We start from the raw sequence: 17,826 nt of genomic DNA, 5'->3' as shown, positions 1-17,826 counted from the left end.
CGACCGGGCAACCGTGTACGGGTCGAGTCTAGCGGGTCCACTGCCACAGACCCGCTAGGACGAGGTGCGGATGCTCAGATCGTGCCGAAGCCCACGGGCCGGGGCGTCTGTGCTCCGATCTCCACGTACGCCAGCGCTGCGGCCGGGACCACCACCTGGCGGCCCTTCTCGTCGGTGAGCGCGAGCACGGCAGCGCCGTTGCCCTTCGCCTGCTCTGCCAGCGCCTCGGTGACCGCCTTGTGCACGGCCTCCGCTTCGCCGTCGAACTCCAGGCTCAGCTCTCGGCTGACGTGCTTCACCCCGATGGTGATCTCCACTACTGCTCCTCAGGTCGGAACCGGTACCGACGACCATCGGTACCGCTGCTGTGTCCCATCGTATGTCCCTGGAGTGACACGATGGACCCATGCGTCGGTTCTTGCTCGCCGTGGCAGCAGTAGGCCTAGGAGTGCTGCTCGGGGTCCTGCTCGCCCCGCTCGTGCTGTCCTCCGAGACCGGAGAACCCCGCCCTACGGCCGTCGACGCCCGCAGCCAGGACGCGGTCAGCCGGAACTCCGAGCGCGACGCGGGCGGCACGGCGGACGCCACCGCTGCGGCAGCACCGGAGGATGCCAGCGCGATGGCTGCCGAGGAGCCCGCAGACGAGGCCACCGAGGAGTCCACCCAGGACCCCACCGAAGAACCGACGGAGGAACCGACGCTGTCCCCGGCAGAGCGTGCCGACGCCCGCGCCGGTGTACGCGACCGGGACATCCCGGACGCCGCGGACGGCACACTGACCGTCGTCCCTGGCGAGCAGGACGCCCCGGCCCCCGACGCCGACCAGGTCCTGCAGATCCGGGTGGAGGTCGAGGACGGGTTGCCCATCGACACCGACGAGTTCACCACATTCGTGATGGAGACCCTCAACGACCGCCGCGGCTGGGGCCACGACGGCTCGGTCTCCTTCGCCCGTACCGACGCCGAGGCGGACATCCGGGTGGTGCTCGCCTCCCCGGACCAGGTGGACGAGATGTGTGCCCCGTTGCGCACCCTGGGGCTGTACTCCTGCGGCTGGAACGGGCACGCTGTGCTGAACGCGATGCGCTATGCGCAGGCGACCGACGAGTTCCTCGAACAGGGTTCGATCACCGCCTACCGGCAGTACCTGATCAACCATGAGGTGGGCCACCTGCTGGGTCACCACCACCGGGAGTGCCCAGGTCCTGGTGAGGTGGCCCCGGTGATGCAGCAGCAGACGATCTCCTTGGACCGCTGCACCCCGAACGGCTGGCCGCTGCACTGACCGTGCGGCCCGTGCGCTCCTCGATGTCGGTGTGGGATGGTGAGATCGGCACATGAGCACCCCGCAGGACGTCTCACGCGCCGTGCAGGACGCGATCCTGGCCGGTGGGCACCACGTGGTGCACGGTGCGCCCGGCACGGGCAAGAGCACGACGGCGGTCCTCACCTTCACCCGCTGGCTCACCGCCACCGGTGGTGCTGGGGTGCTGCTCGTGCCCACCCGCCGCCGGGCTGCCGTGGTGCGTGACCAGGTGGCCGCACAGCTGGCACGGACCACCTCCTCGGTGCTGGTGCGTACCCCCGCGTCGCTCGCCTTCGCCGTGCTGCGGCTCCGGGCGACGCTGCGCGGGGAACCACCACCGACCCTGGTGAGCGGACCGGAGCAGGACCAGATCTTGGCCGAGCTGCTCGCCGGTCATGCGGCTGGGGAGGGGGTGGTGATCGACTGGCCAGCCACGGTACCTGCGCAAGCACTGAGCCTGCGGGCGTTCCGGGACGAGCTGCGGGACCTGCACATGCGCGCGGCCGAAGCCGGTCTGGACGGACAGGGCCTGGCTGCGTGGGGGGAGCGTCACCACCGGCCGGAGTGGGTGGCCGCCGGTGCGCTGCTGACCGAGTACACCCAGGTGATGGCGCTGAGCCAGACCACCCCAGACCGTGGCGCCCGCTACGACGCCGCCACGATCGTCGATGAGGCCACCCACGCCCTGCACAGCTGGGAGCAGGACGTCCCGGGCACTGAGCGGCCCCGCTGGGACCTGGTGCTGCACGACGACTACCAGGACGCCACCCTGGCCACGGCCCGGTTGCTGGATGCGCTGGCCGGTGACGGTGCCCGGCTGGCAGTCTTCGGGGACGCGGACGTGGCGGTCCAGCAGTTCCGCGGCGGGCTCCCCGCCCTGCTGCACACTGCCTCCCTCCCACCCGGGCAGGCCGGCGCCTGGGGGGCCCGCACGCACGTGCTCACCCGCGTGTGGCGGCACGGCCCTGGGCTGCGCGGACCGGTCGCCGAGCTCAGCGGCGGGCTGCCGACGCTGCAGGAGGCCCGGCGCCGGCGGGCTGAGCCGGTGGCCGAGGAGTCGCAGCTGCGCACTGCGCTGCTGGCCAGCGATGCGCAGCAGGTGGCTTACGTTGCGCGGTACCTGCGCGAGCAGCACGTGCACGAGCAGGTGCCCTGGTCGCAGATGGCGGTGGTGGTGCGTTCCGGCGGGTTGGCCGGGGCGATCCGCCGCGGGCTGCGCAGCGCCGGTGTGCCGCTGGAGATGGCGTTGCCGGACCGTCCGCTGCGGGAAGAGCCGGCGGTGGCGGCTCTGCTGCTCGCCCTGCGGGCGGTGCTGGCTGACCGGCTGGATCCCGAGGACGCGGTGGCGCTGCTGTGCTCACCGGTGGGTGGGATGGATGCGGTGACCGTGCGGGCGCTGCGCCGTCGGCTGCGGCAGGCGGAGCGGGACGCCGGTGGCACGCGGCGCTCCGAGGAGCTGCTCGCTGCTCTGCTCTCCGGTGCTGCGGAGCTGGCCGAGGTGGAGCTGCCCGGTCGTCTGGCTCGCGGGGTGCACCAGCTGCTGGCGGTGCTGGCCGCCGGTCGGGAGGCGCTAGCCGCGCAGGCCGCCACAGTGGAGACGGTGCTTTGGGCGATCTGGTCGGCCACCGGCCTGGCCGGGGCCTGGCAGCGGCGGGCGCTGGCCGGTGGTGTCGGCGCCGACCGGGCTGATGAGGACCTGGACGCGGTGATGGCGCTGTTCCGCGCAGCCGAGCAGTTCACCGACCGAGCCACGATGGCCTCTCCGGAGGGGTTCCTGGCCCACCTGGAGGCGCAGGACTTCCCGGCGGACACCCTCGCCGAGCAGGGCCGCCTCGGTGATGCGGTCGCGGTGCACACGCCGGCCGGAGCTGCCGGTGGCGAGTGGGAGGTGGTGGTGGTGGCCGGTGTGCAGGAGGAGGTCTGGCCGGACCTGCGCATCCGGGACTCGCTGCTCGGCGCCGCCGAGCTGGCCGACATCGCCACCGCCCGGCACGTGGCCACCTCCCGCGACCAGGCCGGTGCCGAGACCGACCGGTTCCGTCGAGCCCGGCGGGAGGTGTACGAGGGGGAGCTGCGTGCTTTTGTGGCCGCGTGCTCCCGCGCCCGCCGGGAGGTGCTGGTCACCGCGGTGCTGAACACGGACGCCCGCCCGTCGGTGTTCGTGGAGATGCTGCTGCCCGAGGGGCAGGAGGCGCCCACGATCGCGCAGGTGTCGCACCCGCTGGACCTGCGCGGGCTCGTCGGCCGGCTACGCGCCCAGCTCCGCCCGGTGCTGCAGGACCGACCGGTGCCCGCTGAGGAGCTGGCGCTGGCGTCCGAGGCCGCAGCGCTGCTGACCTACCTGGCCGAGCGGGACGTCCCCGGGGCGGACGCGAGCCAGTGGCCGCCGCTGCTGCCAGCCACCAGCACAGCCATGCTCGCCGGACCGCAGGAGCAGGTGGTGGTGAGCCCGTCCACGATGGAGCTGGTCGCCACCTGCCCGCTGCGCTGGATGCTCACCCGCTCCGGTGGCCGACCCGCGGACAGCGCTGCGCAGAGCCTGGGCAACCTGATCCACGAGATCGCCGCTAGCCACCCGCACGGCACGCGCGAGCAGCTGCGTGCGGACCTGGACGCGCGCTGGCACGAGCTCGACCTGCCCGCCGGCTGGGTGGGTGCGGTGCAGCGCCGCCGCGCCGAGGAGATGGTGGACAAGCTCGCCAGCTATCTCGCTGCCCACCCCGGGCCGGTGGCCACTGAGGTGCCCTTCGAGGTGGACCTGGGCCGGGCGGTGCTCCGCGGCCGGGTGGACCGGGTGGAGCTCACCTCCGAGGGCGTGCGCGTGGTGGACCTGAAGACCGGCACCACGCCGGTCAGCACGGCGGACGCCGCGCGGCACCCGCAGCTGGGCAGCTACCAGGTGGCCGCAGAGCGGGGCGGGTTCGCCGCCGCGTTCGATGCTGGAGAGGCCGGCGGAGAGCGGCTGGACCGCAGCGGTGGCGCCGCTCTGCTCTATGTGGGTACCAAAGCGAAGAACGCCGCGCAGCGCGACCAGCTGCCTCTGGCCGAGGACGCCGCACCCACCTGGGCCGAGGAGCTCGTCCAGGACGGGGCGCAGACGATGGCTGCAGACCACTTCGAGGCCCGGCCGAACGAGACCTGCCGCACCTGCCCGGTGCGCACCTCCTGCCCGGCGCAGCCCGAGGGTGCGCGGGTGGCCCGATGAGCACGAGGAGCGAAGAGACTGCCGGGAGACCGGCGACCACCACCTGGAGCGCGGACGCCATCGCCGACGCCCTCGGCCAGCCCCGCCCCACCCCGGAGCAGACCGCGGTGATCGAGGCGGACCTGGAGCCGATGCTCGTGGTGGCTGGTGCCGGCTCGGGCAAGACCGAGACGATGGCCGCCCGGGTGGTCTACCTGGTCGCCAACCAGCTGGTCCGCCCCAGCGAGATCCTCGGCCTGACGTTCACCCGGAAGGCAGCCTCGGAGCTGTCCGTACGGATCCGCTCCCGGCTGCGCCGGCTTGCCCGCGCCGGGGTGAGCAGACCGGACGCTGTCGAGGACCAGCCCCGGATCGCCACCTACAACTCCTATGCCGCCGGCATCGTCACCGACCACGCCCTGCGCATCGGCGTCGACCCGGATGCCACCCTGATCGGGGACGCCGGCCGTTACCAGCTCGCCGATGACGTGGTCCGCACCTGGCCGGACGACCTGGACACGACCGCCGCGGTGAGCACAGTGGTGGACGCCGTCGCCGCTCTGGCTGCTGAGCTCTCCGAGCACGGCCGCAGCCCCGGGGAGGCGGCCGCTGAGATCGACCGGCTGATCCGCTCGCTGACCGAGAAGGAGGACGAACCGGGGAAGAAGCCCGGGATGCGCGCCGCGGTGCGCCGGGTGGTCGAGTCGCTGAGCACGCGACGCGCGCTGATGGACCTGGTCGCGGCGTTCACCGCCCGCAAGCAGACCGACGGGGTGGTGGACTTCGGCGACCAGGTGCGCCTGGCCGCCACGATCGCCGCCCAGGTGGACGACGTCGGTGCGGGGGAGCAGACCCGGTACCGGGCGGTGCTGCTGGACGAGTACCAGGACACCTCGATCGCCCAGGTGCAGATGCTGCGCGCCCTGTTCGGCGACGGCCACCCGGTGACCGCGGTCGGTGACCCGAACCAGGCGATCTACGGCTGGCGCGGTGCCGCCGCCGGCACCCTGCTGGACTTCCCGGACGCCTTCCCCGGACCCGACGGACCGGCACGCACTGTGAACCTGAGCACCGCCTGGCGCAACGACCTGGCGATCCTGCGAGCCGCGAACCACCTGGCCGCGCCGCTGCGCACCGAGGCGGTCGCGGAGCTGGCTGCGCGTCCGGACGCCGGCGGCGGCAGCGTGCAGGCGCGGTACACCGAGACCCACCTGGAGGAGGCCGAGCAGATCGCCGTCTACCTCGGTCAGCGGTGGGCCAGCGGCGCCTCTGCGGCGGTGCTGTGCCGCAGGCGTGCCCAGTTCGTCGCGATCGAGCAGGCGCTGACCGCTGCCGGCCTGCCCTGCCAGGTGGTCGGGCTGGCCGGGCTGCTGTCCACCCCAGAGGTGGCCGACGTGCGTGCCGCGCTGCAGGTGGCGCACGACCCCTCCCGCGGCGATGCGATGATGCGGCTGCTCACCGGTCCGAGCGTGCACCTGGGCGCGGTGGACCTGCAGGTGCTCGCCGACTGGTCCCGCACCCAGGCCAGCGCCTGGACCCGCCCAGGGGCAGACGAGAGCACGGCGAACCGCGAGGACGCCGAGGGCTCCGGCGCCGAGGAGCTTCCCCAGGTCCGGGAGGCGGTGGAGGAGGCCAGCCTCGTCGAAGCCGTCGACCGGTTGCCCCGGCCAGAGTGGCACAGCCCCCGCGGCCGCTCCCTCAGCGAGGCGGCACGTGCCCGGCTGCAGCGCCTCGCCGAGGCCATCCGCACGGTCCGCGCACTGACCCACCTGTCCGTACCCGAGCTGATCACCGCCACCGAGCAGGCGCTCGAGCTGGACATCGAGGTGCTCGCCGCCACCCCCGGCAGCGCCGGGCACGCCCGCCGGCACCTCGATGCTTTCACCGCCGCAGGCGCCGACTTCGCCGACGGCTCCGGTGCCCCCACGCTCGGCGCGTTCCTGGCCTACCTGGACGTCGCCGAGGACGAGGAACGTGGCCTGGAGGTGCTCGAGGCCGAACCGGACCCGCAGGCGATCCAGATCATGACCGTGCACGCCGCGAAGGGGCTGGAGTGGGACTGCGTGGTGGTGGCAGGGCTGAACATGGGCGACTTCCCGGCCCTGCAGCACACTCCCGCCGAGGACAAGCCTGTGACCAGCGGCGGCTGGCTCACCCCGATCGGTACCCTGCCCTACCCGCTGCGCGGCGACGCCGCCTCCCTGCCGGAGCTGCAGGCCGAAGAAGCAGCGACCCACACCGAGATGGAGTCCGCCCTGGCGCAGTTCCGTCTCGAGGAGGGACAGCGGCTGCTGCAGGAAGAACGCCGCCTCGCCTACGTGGCGCTCACCCGAGCGCGGCACGAGCTGCTGCTCACCGGCTCCTTCTGGGCCGCGCAGACCCGCCCGAAGCGGCCCTCCCCGTTCCTGACCGAGCTGGTCCGCGCCGACCTGGTGGAGACCGCCGGGCTCCCGGACGCCTCCGAGCACGAGCAGAACCCCGCCGGGCCGGCCGGGCAGAACGCCACCTGGCCAGAACCAGCAGCGGCGGTCGGGCAGCAGTGGGACCGGGTCTGGCAGGACGCCGGTGCCGGTGTGCTTCCCGGGGTCAGCGCCCAGGCGCAGCAGTGGTGGCAGGACGCCGAGCTGCTGCTCGCCGAACGTGACCGGGCCGCAGCGCAGACCACGGACCGACCCGCGCACCTGTCCGCCTCCGCTGTGGTCGCCCTGGCCGAGGACCCGGCCGCGTTCCGCAGGAACCGGCGCCGACCGGTGCCACGCCAGCCCAGTGTGCAGGCCCGCCGCGGCACCCGGTTCCACGCCTGGCTGGAGCAGTACTTCGGTTCGCGTGCCCTGCTGGACTGGGAGGCACTGCCCGGTGCGGACGATGACCTGGCCGGGGAGGACGCCGCTCTGGCCGAGCTGCAGCAGGCGTTCCTGGCCAGCGAGTGGGCCCACGCCCACCCGATCGGGGTGGAGGTGGACATCGAGACCCCGGTGCGCTCGGTGATGGTCCGCTGCCGCATCGACGCGGTGTTCGCCACCGACGACGGGGTGCACATCGTCGACTGGAAGACCGGCGCGCCGCCGCAGGACGCTCGCACGCTGCGCAGCCGGCGGATGCAGCTCGCGCTCTACCGGCTCGCCTGGTCCCGGCTGCACCAGGTGCCGCTGGAGAACATCCAGGCCTCGTTCGTCTACGTCGGCGCGAGGGAGACGATCAGCTCCGGGGAGATCACCGAGGCCGAGATCGACGAGGTGCTCGCCACGGTGACCGTCGGTGCTCGGTGAGCTCCGCCGTCGGGCTCGGGATGGGCTGACCGTGACGCAGAACACACCGGCGCACGGAAGATAGTTGAAAACTTGATGGTTCTTTAGGTCATGAGCATCGACACTCTCGCCCATGACCTGCAGATCGCCCCAGAGGTCGCGGACCGGCTGTTCCGCACCGCTCGGACCGCACGTGAGTTCACCGACGAAAGCGTGGACGTGGCCCAGATCGAAGCGGTCTACGACCTGATCAAGTGGGGTCCGACGGCGATGAACATCCTCCCGCTGCGGCTGCTCGTGCTGCGCCGCGGCGAGGCCCGGGACCGGCTGGTGCCGCTGATGGCCGAGGGGAACCAGGAACGGGTCGCTACCGCACCGCTGAGCCTCGTCCTCGCCTACGACCCGGACTTCCACCAACACCTGGGCACGCTGTTCCCGCACGCTCCGCAGATCAAGGAGCAGCTCGGCCGGTCGCCGGAGGCTCGCGACCCGATGGCCCGGACCAACGCGCTGATCCAGGCCGGATACCTGATCGTCGGACTGCGCGCCGCTGGCCTGGGCGCGGGGCCGATGAACGGGATGGACTTCGCGGCCGTGGACGCCGAGTTCTTCGCGGAGTGCGGCTGGCGTTCGCTGATGGTGGTCAACGTCGGGCATGTCGTGGGTGCTGGCACGCCGCTGCCGCGGCTGCCCCGGCTGGAGTTCGCCGACGCCGCAACCGTTCTCTGAGGCGGTCGCTGCGCCGCCGCGGAGGCTGCTCGGTCAGGACTCCAGCAGCCGCCGTGGCCCCGGGCCGCGGGCAGCCAGCGCGTCCCGCGGGTTGGCCAGGCCGCACCGGTCGATGGACAGGCAGCCGCAGCCGATGCAGTCGGTGAAGCTGTCCCGCAGCTGCTGCAGCCGGTGGATCCGCTCGTCCAGCTCCGCCCGCCAGCGCTCGGAGAGCTGCTGCCAGTCCCGCCGGGTCGGGGTGCGCCCGTCCGGCAGCCCCGCCAGGGCACTGCGGATGTCCGCCAACGGGATCCCCACCCGCTGCGCGACCCGGATCAGCGCCACCCGGCGCAGTACGTCCCGCCGGTACCGACGCTGGTTCCCCGAGGTGCGTCGGGCAGCGATCAACCCGCTGCGCTCGTAGAAGTGCAGTGCGGAGACGCTCACCCCGCTGCGCGCGGCCACCTCCCCGACCGTCAGCTCGCCCTGGTGCCAGGCCGGTGTGACAGGCATCTCTCCACCCTCCGTTGACCTCAACCATTGTTGAGGTACAAGGGTGGGTCGGGCAAGAGGCACTTCGACCCAGGAGCAGCGCGATGAGCATGGAATCTGTGGCGTGGCACTCGATGTACACGTCGATGCAGGCCGACGCCGATCGGCGCCCGTTCTCCAGGCGCACGCTGCGCCGGATCGGCGCCTTCGCCCGCCCGCACCGGCGGCGCATCACCGTGTTCGTGAGCGTGGGCGTGGCCGTAGCCGTGGTCACCGTCGCCACCCCGCTGCTCGCCGGGCGGGTGGTGGACGCCATCGTCGGTGGCGCCGCTGCGCGGGTGGTGCTCACTCTGGCCGGGGTGATCGCCCTGGTCGCGCTTGCCGAGGCGGGGTTGAGCCTGGTGCAGCGGTGGTTGTCCGCCACGATCGGCGAGGGCCTCATCCTCGACCTGCGCACCAGCGTCTTCGACCATGTGCAGCAGATGCCGGTGGCATTCTTCAACCGCACCCGCACCGGAGCGCTGGTCAGCCGGCTGAACAGTGACGTGCTCGGTGCCCAGCGCGCGTTCAGCGACACCCTCTCCGGAGTGGTGAGCAATTCCGTGACGCTGCTGCTGGCGTTCCTGGCGATGGTCAGCCTGTCCTGGCAGGTGACGCTGCTGACACTGGTGCTGCTGCCGGTGTTCGTGCTGCCCGCCCGGCTGCTCGGCGCCCGGCTGGCCCGGCTGCGCCGAGAGGCGGCCAACCACAACGCCACGATGACCTCCCGGATGACCGAACGGTTCTCCGCACCGGGGGCCACGCTGGTGAAGCTGTTCGGCCGCCCGGAGCAGGAGTCGGCGGAGTTCGCCGAACGGGCCGCGCGGGTACGGGACATCGGCATCCGCAGCGCGATGCTGCAGCAGGTGTTCCTGATCGCCCTCACCCTGGTCTCGGCGCTCGCGCTGGCGGTCGTGTACGGGGTCGGTGGTGTGCTCGCCCTCAGTGGTGGCCTGGCCGCCGGAGATGTGGTCGCCCTTGCCCTGCTGCTCACCCGGCTGTACGCCCCGCTGACCGCACTGGCCAATGCTCGGGTGGAGGTGATGAGCGCGATGGTCAGCTTCGAGCGGGTCTTCGAGGTCCTCGACCTGCAGCCGCTGGTGGCCGAGCCAGCCGAGGCCCGCGAGCTGCCCGCCGGGCCGCTCTCGGTGGAGCTGGACCAGGTCACCTTCGCCTACCCGGCTGCCGACCGGGTATCGCTGGCATCCCTGGAAGAGGTCGCCACCCTGGACGACCGCGGCGGGGTGGACGTGCTGCACGAGGTGTCCTTCCGCGCCGAACCCGGGCAGATGGTGGCCCTGGTCGGGTCCTCTGGTGCCGGCAAGTCCACCATCGCAGCCCTGTTGCCGCGGTTGTACGACGTGGACGTCGGTGCGGTGCGCCTCGGCGGTGTGGACGTGCGGGAGCTGAGCAGCGCCACGCTGCGCTCCGCCGTCGGGATGGTCACCCAGGACGGTCACCTGTTCCACGACACGATCCGGGCGAACCTGCTGCTGGCCCGGCCGGACGCGAGCGACGAGCAGCTCTGGGACGCCCTCGGCCGGGCGCGGCTGGCAGACCTGGTCCGCGGACTGCCGGACGGGTTGGACACGGTGGCCGGGGAGCGAGGCTACCGCCTCTCCGGTGGCGAGCGGCAGCGGCTGACCATCGCCCGCGTGCTGCTCGCAGCCTCCCCCGTGATCATCCTGGACGAGGCCACCGCGCACCTGGACTCCACCTCGGAGACCGCAGTGCAGGAGGCACTGAGCGAGGCACTGGCCGGACGCACCGCGATAGTCATCGCCCACCGGCTGTCCACTGTGCGTGCCGCCGATACCATCCTGGTGGTCGAGGACGGCCGGATCGTGGAGTCCGGGTCGCACGCGAAGCTGCGTGCCGCAGGTGGACGCTACGCAGAGCTGTACCGGTCGCAGTTCGCCGGTGCGGCGGCCTGAGCGTGACCTCCCCGGGGTCGACGGCGTAGCCCCGTCCGGGCAAGGATGCCGCCAGCGGGTCAGTTCTCCTCGGGGGACTGGGGTGGCAGCTGCACCGTCGGGGTGTCGTCGTGCCCGCGGGGCACGGCACGACGCTGGTAGTCCGGGACGCGCAGCTCGTCGGCACGCAGCTCGGCGGCACGCAGCTCGGCAGTGTCGGAGTCGTCGCCCGGGATGGACTGGGTTGCACCGCCGGTGCTGGCCCGCTGGTCCCGGACACCGTCCGTGGTCGGGTCGTCCGCACCATCGGGGTCGTCCTCGACGTAGACCTCTGCGTAGTCCTCGGCAGCACCCACTGGTTCCACCACCGGTTCCACGTGCCCGATCGGGGTGGCCCCGGCCAGGTCTACCTCGAGCTGGCCCAGCATGGCGATCGCATCGTCGATGATCTGCCCGTCCCGGGCACGTACCCCGTGCATCAGCCACCGCGCCAGCGCCAGCTCTCCGGCCAGCAGCGCCCGGTCGCCGAGGTGGTCGTCCGTGCTCTCTGTGCGGGCCAGGGCGTAGGCCTCCAGGATCGACTCCAGCGCCTCGTCCCCGGCCTCGGCGAACAGCCAGGACAGGTCGTCGGCGGGGTCTGCCACCCGCGCCTCGGACCAGTCCAGGATCGCGGCCACGTCCCCGTCCTCGACCAAGACGTGCTCAGCTGCCAGGTCGCCGTGCACCGGGGTGGCGCCGAAGCGCCACAGTGCCACGTTCTCCAGCGCGTGCTCCCAGCGGCGCAGCAGTCCCGCCGGCACGTGCCCGGTGCGGGCCGCCTCGTCCACCTCGGTCAGCCGCCGCTGCCGGTAGGACTCCGCGTCATACGTCGGCAGCCCGGCGTCGGCCACCAGACCCGGGTCCAGCTCGTGCACCGAGGCCAGTGCCCGGCCCAGCCGCGCCGCCAGGCCCGGGCCGGGCTGCAGGCTGCCCACCTGCACCGGTGTGCCGGGCAGCTCCCGGTAGACCATCGCCCGCCCGCCCTCCGGCAGCGGGGCGAAGCCGCCCGGGCGAGGGACCTGGAACCGGAGAGCTCCGCCGTCCACCTCCCTGCCGAGCACCTCCAGCAGGGCGACCTCACCCTCCAGTGCGGCACCGGCTGCCGCGGTGCGTGGCGCTCGGACGATCCATCGGCGCCGCTCGGCGTCCATCACCCCGACCACGTCGAAGTCGGTCCCGGGCTGGCGCGGGGGTCGGGTGGCGATCACGTCCAGACCGCGGATCGCGACCGTGGCCAGCGCGGCCAGGGCGAGAGGGGAACGGGTGTTCTCGGGCACGACCCCACGGTAGGCCAGGGTGGTGGCAGGGGTGCGGCGCAGGTTGCGGCGCGTCTGATCTACGGTGGAGCAGTGAACTCGGACGATCTGCCCCTCTCCCGCCTGGGCCTGGACCGGGACACTGCGCGGCGGACCGAACCGGGCCTGCTCCAGGAGCTGGCCGCCGACCCGGCCACCCGGGTGCTGAGCGTGCGTGGTGGACGGGTGCTCGCCGACTTCTCCGAGGGGCACCCCGCGCTGGTCACCACAGCTGCCGCCGAGGCCGAGGCCGCAGCTGCCGCAGGCACCGCCTCCGGTGCCCCCATCTGGGCCTACCTGGGCACTGCTGACGGGCAGCCCTACCTGGCAGTCCTGCAGCCCGAGGTCGGTGCCGGTGAGGACTCCGGGCAGCGCTGGCCCGCCGGAGACGGACCCGCCGACCTGAGCACCGACGGGCTGCGAGCGGTCAACCTGCGGGACATCGGCGCCCTGCTCGGTGAGGTGGACGCCGGGCTGGCCACCGGGGCGCTCGCACTGGCGAACTGGCACCACGGGCACACGCACTGTCCCCGGTGCGGTGCGATCACCGAGGTGGAGGCCGCCGGCTGGGTGCGCCGGTGCCCGGTGGACCGGTCCCAGCACTTCCCGCGTACCGACCCGGCGGTGATCATGGCGATCACCGACCCGCAGGACCGGCTGCTGATCGCCCGTTCGGCACGCTGGCCGAGCAACCAGTACTCGGTCCCGGCCGGGTTCGTCGAACCGGGGGAGTCCCTGGAGGCGGCGGTACGCCGCGAGGTCCTCGAGGAGACCCGGGTGCGGGTCGGTGAGGTGCGCTACGGCGCGAGCCAGCCCTGGCCCTTCCCGGCCTCGCTGATGTGCGCCTTCACCGGCCGTACCGCGGACCGGCACCCGGTGCCGGACGGCGACGAGGTGGTCGATGCGCGGTTCGTGGACCGGGAGCAGATCGCTGCGGCGTGGGCTGACGGCAGCATCCGCCCACCGCGGCCCACGTCCGTGGCCCGGGCGCTGATCGAGGACTGGTTCGCCCGGCCGCTGCCGCTGCCACGCTGAACCGCTCCCACTGCCGACCTGGTGTGGAAGCGTACTGGTGCTATCACCCCAGTGGACCGCCACACCAGCGTTGCGGCTGCTCAGCCGGCGAGGCGCTCCTGTACCTGGGCGAGCGAGGGATTGGTCGCCGCGGACCCGTCGGGGAACAGCAGCGTGGGCACCGTCTGGTTGCCGTCGTTGACCTGCGCCACGAACATCGCGGCCCCCGGAACCTCCTCGATGTTCACCTCGGTGAACGGGATCCCGGCTCTGGTCAGCTGGGTCTTCAACCGGCGGCAGTACCCGCACCAGGTGGTGCTGTACATGACGACGCTGCCAGCCTCAGGTGCCTCGGCGCTGCTCACAGGTGCCCTCCGTCCTGGGGCGCGACCAGCGTGGCCGCCCCACTCATCTCTCTCCAGCGGAAACGGTGTCCGCTGGTCAGAAACGGTGTCCGCTGGTGGGGTATTCCGCGCTGGCCGAGGCCCCGGGGTGCGTCGTGCACAGCCGGGCACCGCACTGTCAGCGGTCCCTGCGAGAATCGTCAGACGATGACCACTCCAGCACCGCCCGATGCCGACGCCCTCCTGGCTGCCCTGGACGAGGACCAGCGCGCTGTCGCTGAGCAGCTCACCGGACCGGTGTGCGTGCTCGCCGGCGCCGGTACCGGCAAGACCCGCGCGATCACCTACCGGATCGCCCACGGTGTGGCCGCCGGGGTGTACAACCCGACCACCGTGCTCGCGGTCACCTTCACCGCCCGCGCCGCCGGGGAGATGCGCTCGCGGCTGCGCGACCTGGGCGTGGGCGGGGTGCAGGCACGCACCTTCCACGCCGCGGCACTGCGCCAGCTGTCCTACTTCTGGCCGACCACCATCGGCGGCAACGTGCCCCGGATCATGGAGCACAAGGCACCGCTGATCGGGGAGGCCGCCGGCCGGCTCGGCATGTCCGTGGACCGGTTGGCCATCCGGGACCTGGCTGCCGAGGTGGAGTGGGCCAAGGTCTCCCTCATCACCCCGGACGACTACGCCCGCGCCAGCGCCCGCTCCGGCCGGGAGGGGGTCGCCGGGTTCGACGCCACCACCATCGCCCGGTTGCTGTCGGTCTACGAGGACGTCAAGACCGACCGGCACGTGATCGACTTCGAGGACGTGCTGCTGCTGATGGTGGGCATCCTCGCCGAACGTGACGACGTGGCAGACACGGTACGCCGCCAGTACCGGCACTTCGTGGTGGACGAGTTCCAGGACGTCTCCCCGCTGCAGCACCGTCTGCTGTCCCTGTGGCTGGGGGACCGCAAGGAGCTGTGCGTGGTCGGGGACGCCGCCCAGACCATCTACTCCTTCACCGGCGCCACCTCCCGCTACCTGACCACCTTTTCCCGCAGCTACCCGGAGGCACCGGTGATCCACCTGGTGCGCGACTACCGGTCCACCCCGCAGGTGGTGTCCCTGGCCAACGCGGTGCTCGCTCGCGCCGGTCGGCACCGGTCTGCCTCGACCGTCGAGCTGCAGGCGCAACGTCCCTCCGGACCAGCAGCCGCCTACACCGCCTACGACGACGACCAGGCCGAGGCCACCGGAGTAGCGGCCCAGGCGCGGCGACTGATCGACAGCGGTGTGCCGGCCAGCGAGATCGCCGTGCTCTACCGCACCAACGCCCAGTCCGAAGGGTTCGAGCAGGCGCTCAGCGCCGCAGGTATCGGCTACCTGGTGCGCGGCGGGGAGCGGTTCTTCTCCCGCAAGGAGGTCAAGGACGCGGTGGTGCTGCTCCGTGGTGCCGCGCGCAGCCAGGCCGACGTACCACTGCCGGATGCAGTCCGGGACGTGCTCACCGGCGCCGGCTGGGCGCCCGAACCACCTGCGGCACGTGGCGCGGTCCGGGAACGCTGGGAGTCGCTGAACGCGCTCGTCCAGCTCGCCGACGACCTGCACGCCAGCCGCGGGGCGCAGCTGCCCGACCTGGTCGCCGAGCTCCTCGAGCGTGCCTCCGCCCAGCACGCGCCCACGGTCGACGGCGTCACCCTCGCCTCCCTGCATGCCGCCAAGGGCCTGGAGTGGGACGCGGTGTTCCTGGTCGGGGTGAGCGACGGGCTGCTGCCGATCTCGATGGCAGAGACCGACGAGGCGATCGCCGAGGAACGACGCCTGCTGTACGTGGGTATCACCCGTGCCCGGGAGCACCTGCACCTGTCCTACGCCCGTGCCCGCAACGTCGGTGGTCGCGGTACCCGCCGCCACTCCCGGTTCCTCGACGGCCTGTGGCCGGTGGAGCACACGCCCACCCCGCAGCGCCGTCGGTCCCGGGCCGGCCGCGCTGACGCCCTGGCCGCCGCACTCACCGACAACGATGCCGACCCAGAGGTGTTCGAACGGTTGCGTGCCTGGCGGGCCGCCACCGCCCAGCAGATCGACAAGCCGGCCTTCACCGTGCTGCACGACTCCACCCTGGTGGCGATCGCCGCCGCCCAGCCCACCCAGCTGCGCCAGCTGGCCCTGCTGCGCGGCATCGGCCCGACGAAGCTCGAGGCCTACGGACCGCAGATCCTCGCCGTCGTGCGGGGCGAAGAACCGGACCTCGCGGCGAACTGACCGGGGCACCGGTGCAGCGGCCCCACCGCTGAGGCCGGTGCACCGAGGGGAGCGTCCGGACCGACCAGCGCACCGCCGTCGACAGTACGACTTTTCCGCAACATCACGCCGAAAAGGGACGTCAGAGGAAGAAACCGAAAAATAATCCGGAAAAAGACTTGGGTATCCGCGGCGTGCACCCATAAGGTAGGTGACGTTCCTGTTCGGTACGAGCCGTGCCTAGCCAGCGCCAGCGGTTCGATGAGTGATGAGGAGGTGAGCACTGTGGAGATGAACACGATCAGCCTGTCGAGGACCGGCATGCGTGAGCGTGCTGCCCGGGTGTTCACCTACCCGCGCATCGTTCGCACCGCCGGTCTGGGGCGCGCCACCGCTACCAGCGGCACCGGTGTGCCCACCGGCACTCTCGCACCGGGTTCCGAACCTGGACTGCTCTGAGCAGATCACCTCTGCTGCACAGCGGCCACGGAACCCCACGGGTCCGTGGCCTTCTTCATCCCGGGAAGCATCCCCGGCGGCACGGGCTCACCTGGCAGACCATCCAGAACTCGCACCAGGAGCACGTCGTGCAGTACACCTCCGTACTCGATCAGCTGTCCCGCGGAGGCTCGGCCACCAGCTGGACCTTCCCGGCACTGCCGGAGCCGGCTGACACCCTCGAGACCCAGCTGCCATGTCAGGACACCAGCACCCAGGACCTCTGGTTCGCCGAACGCACCGACGAGGTCGAGGCGGCCAAGGCGCTCTGCGCCTCCTGCCCGCTGAAGGCCGAGTGCCTCGCCGGCGCCGTCGAGCGTCGCGAACCATGGGGCGTCTGGGGCGGTGAGGTGTTCGTCGACGGCGCAGTGGTCGCCCGCAAGCGCGGTCGCGGCCGGCCCCGCAAGGACGACCCGTACGCACCGGCCCCCTCACGCAGCCGCGGAGCTGCGTGAGGGTGGCCGTGCCCGGCGCCGGTGCGCCGAGCTGCACTCGCAGTCCGGGTGCGGTGACCAGCTGGTGCGGGTCGGCACCTCCTGCCACCCGGTGAGCTCCAGCGTCGCGGAGCGGGTCGCTACCGCACGTCCGTCCACCTGCGCCAGCAGCTGCTGCGACGCGGCGACCGCACCCCACCACACCAGGCTGGTCTCCACCGCCGCCGGTGGGCGGAGCGCAGCCTGCGCTGCCACCGCAGGCCAGCGGTCATCCTTCTCCCTGCGGTAGTGCTCCAGGCAGGTGGTGCAGGCACCACCCGGGGTGACCATCGGGCCGACCCGCACCGCCACCTCCGTCGCCAGCACGCTCAGGTGCGGGCGACGCTCGCGCCGCAGCCGCCGTACCGGCACCGGGTCCACCACGTGGTGGTCGACCAGCAGCAGTACGTCCGGCGACGTGCCAGTCGGCACGCTGGTGCGCAGGTGCGGTGCCACCGCGCGGAGCAGCCCGAGCGCTGCCCGCTGCCGGGGTTCACCGACGTCGTCCCCGCGGTACGGCCCAGCCACCACGTCCGTGGCCAGCACCGGCCCCGGGTCGTTGACCACGATCGCGCCCACACCCGCCTGCGCCAGCAGCAGCCCGGTGCGCAGGCCGATCGGGTCCGCACGGCAGATCTCCACCACCGCCCGGCTGCGATCCCGAGGACGCTTCGCCCCGGCGACGTGCGCCAGCCGCCAGTACTGGTCGTCCGGGCCCGTGGCCGCGGCGACCGGCAGGTCGACCAGCACGCCGGCCCGAGCCAGTCGACGCTGCAACCTCCGCACCTGCGCCGGGCGCATGCCCAGCTCGTTCCCGCGCGCCTGCAACCAGTCGACATCCATCATCTGCGGCAGCTCGGCCAACAGCTGCTGCTCCGCGTCGCTCAAGTCGTCCAGCACCACGGCACACCGCGGGTCGACGCCGATCTGGGTCGACCCGGGGCCGCGCCAGTACACCTCGTAGCCAGGACGTAACCGCATCATCGCTCCCTCCTGCAGCGAGGCTGGCACATCCGGTCCGCCCGTGCTCACCACCGGTGCAGG

The 17,826-nt window shown here is 72.5% G+C and carries 14 protein-coding genes; 9 read left to right on the top strand and 5 right to left on the bottom strand.

What is annotated here, in order from left to right; translation table 11 throughout:
- Positions 1-74: 74 nt before the first annotated feature.
- Positions 75-317: a DUF3107 domain-containing protein gene (locus K338_RS0107705; RefSeq protein WP_022917599.1), complete on the bottom strand. Its 243-nt coding sequence runs from the start codon at positions 315-317 to the stop codon at positions 75-77.
- A gap of 89 nt (positions 318-406) precedes the next feature.
- Here K338_RS0107705 and K338_RS21185 point away from each other — a divergent pair, with 89 nt between their 5' ends.
- The 4 genes from K338_RS21185 (at position 407) to K338_RS0107685 (ending at position 8,467) form a co-directional block, all read left to right on the top strand.
- Positions 407-1,285: a DUF3152 domain-containing protein gene (locus K338_RS21185; RefSeq protein WP_040653321.1), complete on the top strand. Its 879-nt coding sequence runs from the start codon at positions 407-409 to the stop codon at positions 1,283-1,285.
- 52 nt (positions 1,286-1,337) lie between these two features.
- Positions 1,338-4,511, top strand: coding sequence for a UrvD/REP family ATP-dependent DNA helicase (locus K338_RS0107695; protein ID WP_022917597.1), 3,174 nt, complete (start codon positions 1,338-1,340; stop codon positions 4,509-4,511).
- Positions 4,508-7,759 (top strand): ATP-dependent helicase, encoded by a 3,252-nt coding sequence (locus tag K338_RS0107690; RefSeq protein WP_022917596.1) that lies wholly within the window; start codon positions 4,508-4,510, stop codon positions 7,757-7,759. The genes K338_RS0107695 and K338_RS0107690 overlap by 4 nt, the downstream gene beginning before the upstream one ends.
- A gap of 90 nt (positions 7,760-7,849) precedes the next feature.
- A complete protein-coding gene (locus K338_RS0107685; protein ID WP_022917595.1) occupies positions 7,850-8,467 on the top strand; it encodes a malonic semialdehyde reductase in 618 nt (205 codons plus the stop codon).
- Positions 8,468-8,500: 33 nt separating this feature from the next.
- Here the strand turns inward: K338_RS0107685 and soxR are convergent, their stop codons facing one another.
- Positions 8,501-8,959, bottom strand: a complete 459-nt coding sequence (gene soxR / locus K338_RS0107680; protein ID WP_027286571.1) for a redox-sensitive transcriptional activator SoxR — start codon at positions 8,957-8,959, stop codon at positions 8,501-8,503.
- A gap of 83 nt (positions 8,960-9,042) precedes the next feature.
- Between soxR and K338_RS0107675 the strand changes: the two genes are divergently transcribed.
- Positions 9,043-10,911: an ABC transporter ATP-binding protein gene (locus K338_RS0107675; RefSeq protein ID WP_022917593.1), complete on the top strand. Its 1,869-nt coding sequence runs from the start codon at positions 9,043-9,045 to the stop codon at positions 10,909-10,911.
- Positions 10,912-10,970: 59 nt separating this feature from the next.
- Here the strand turns inward: K338_RS0107675 and K338_RS21180 are convergent, their stop codons facing one another.
- Complete coding sequence (locus K338_RS21180; RefSeq protein ID WP_084480745.1) at positions 10,971-12,206, bottom strand: macrolide 2'-phosphotransferase; 1,236 nt, start codon at positions 12,204-12,206, stop codon at positions 10,971-10,973.
- 72 nt (positions 12,207-12,278) lie between these two features.
- Here K338_RS21180 and nudC point away from each other — a divergent pair, with 72 nt between their 5' ends.
- A complete protein-coding gene (gene nudC / locus K338_RS0107660; protein WP_027286613.1) occupies positions 12,279-13,259 on the top strand; it encodes an NAD(+) diphosphatase in 981 nt (326 codons plus the stop codon).
- An 80-nt stretch (positions 13,260-13,339) separates the two neighbouring features.
- Here nudC and K338_RS0107655 read toward each other — a convergent pair whose 3' ends face one another.
- A complete protein-coding gene (locus K338_RS0107655; RefSeq protein ID WP_051154718.1) occupies positions 13,340-13,564 on the bottom strand; it encodes a mycoredoxin in 225 nt (74 codons plus the stop codon).
- Positions 13,565-13,789: 225 nt separating this feature from the next.
- On the opposite strand from K338_RS0107655, the gene K338_RS0107650 reads away from it, so the two are divergent.
- From K338_RS0107650 to K338_RS0107640, 3 genes are all read left to right on the top strand, one after another.
- Complete coding sequence (locus tag K338_RS0107650; protein WP_022917590.1) at positions 13,790-15,832, top strand: ATP-dependent helicase; 2,043 nt, start codon at positions 13,790-13,792, stop codon at positions 15,830-15,832.
- Between the two features lie 240 nt (positions 15,833-16,072).
- Complete coding sequence (locus tag K338_RS0107645; protein ID WP_022917589.1) at positions 16,073-16,270, top strand: hypothetical protein; 198 nt, start codon at positions 16,073-16,075, stop codon at positions 16,268-16,270.
- Between the two features lie 128 nt (positions 16,271-16,398).
- The gene (locus K338_RS0107640) at positions 16,399-16,764 is read left to right on the top strand and encodes a WhiB family transcriptional regulator (protein WP_022917588.1); all 366 of its coding nucleotides are present in this window, start codon (positions 16,399-16,401) and stop codon (positions 16,762-16,764) included.
- Here K338_RS0107640 and K338_RS0107635 read toward each other — a convergent pair.
- On the bottom strand, positions 16,741-17,763 hold the full coding sequence (locus tag K338_RS0107635; protein WP_157612308.1) for a hypothetical protein: 1,023 nt from the start codon (positions 17,761-17,763) through the stop codon (positions 16,741-16,743). The two genes, K338_RS0107640 and K338_RS0107635, sit on opposite strands and share 24 nt — an antisense overlap.
- Between the last annotated feature and the right edge of the window lie 63 nt (positions 17,764-17,826).

This window comes from Ruania albidiflava DSM 18029, from assembly GCF_000421225.1.
GTDB classification, from domain to species: domain Bacteria; phylum Actinomycetota; class Actinomycetes; order Actinomycetales; family Beutenbergiaceae; genus Ruania; species Ruania albidiflava.
Note: the sequence above shows the minus strand (reverse complement) of the source record. Positions and strands in the feature narration are given on the sequence as shown.

Coding starts and splice junctions, on each gene's coding strand:
- K338_RS0107650 (WP_022917590.1), top strand. CDS start 13,790: ATGACCACTCCAGCACCGCCCGATGCCGACGCCCTCCTGGCTGCCCTG.
- K338_RS0107695 (WP_022917597.1), top strand. CDS start 1,338: ATGAGCACCCCGCAGGACGTCTCACGCGCCGTGCAGGACGCGATCCTG.
- K338_RS0107635 (WP_157612308.1), bottom strand. CDS start 17,763: ATGCGGTTACGTCCTGGCTACGAGGTGTACTGGCGCGGCCCCGGGTCG.
- soxR (WP_027286571.1), bottom strand. CDS start 8,959: ATGCCTGTCACACCGGCCTGGCACCAGGGCGAGCTGACGGTCGGGGAG.
- K338_RS0107655 (WP_051154718.1), bottom strand. CDS start 13,564: ATGTACAGCACCACCTGGTGCGGGTACTGCCGCCGGTTGAAGACCCAG.
- K338_RS21185 (WP_040653321.1), top strand. CDS start 407: ATGCGTCGGTTCTTGCTCGCCGTGGCAGCAGTAGGCCTAGGAGTGCTG.
- K338_RS0107675 (WP_022917593.1), top strand. CDS start 9,043: ATGAGCATGGAATCTGTGGCGTGGCACTCGATGTACACGTCGATGCAG.
- K338_RS0107685 (WP_022917595.1), top strand. CDS start 7,850: ATGAGCATCGACACTCTCGCCCATGACCTGCAGATCGCCCCAGAGGTC.
- K338_RS0107690 (WP_022917596.1), top strand. CDS start 4,508: ATGAGCACGAGGAGCGAAGAGACTGCCGGGAGACCGGCGACCACCACC.
- K338_RS0107645 (WP_022917589.1), top strand. CDS start 16,073: ATGAGTGATGAGGAGGTGAGCACTGTGGAGATGAACACGATCAGCCTG.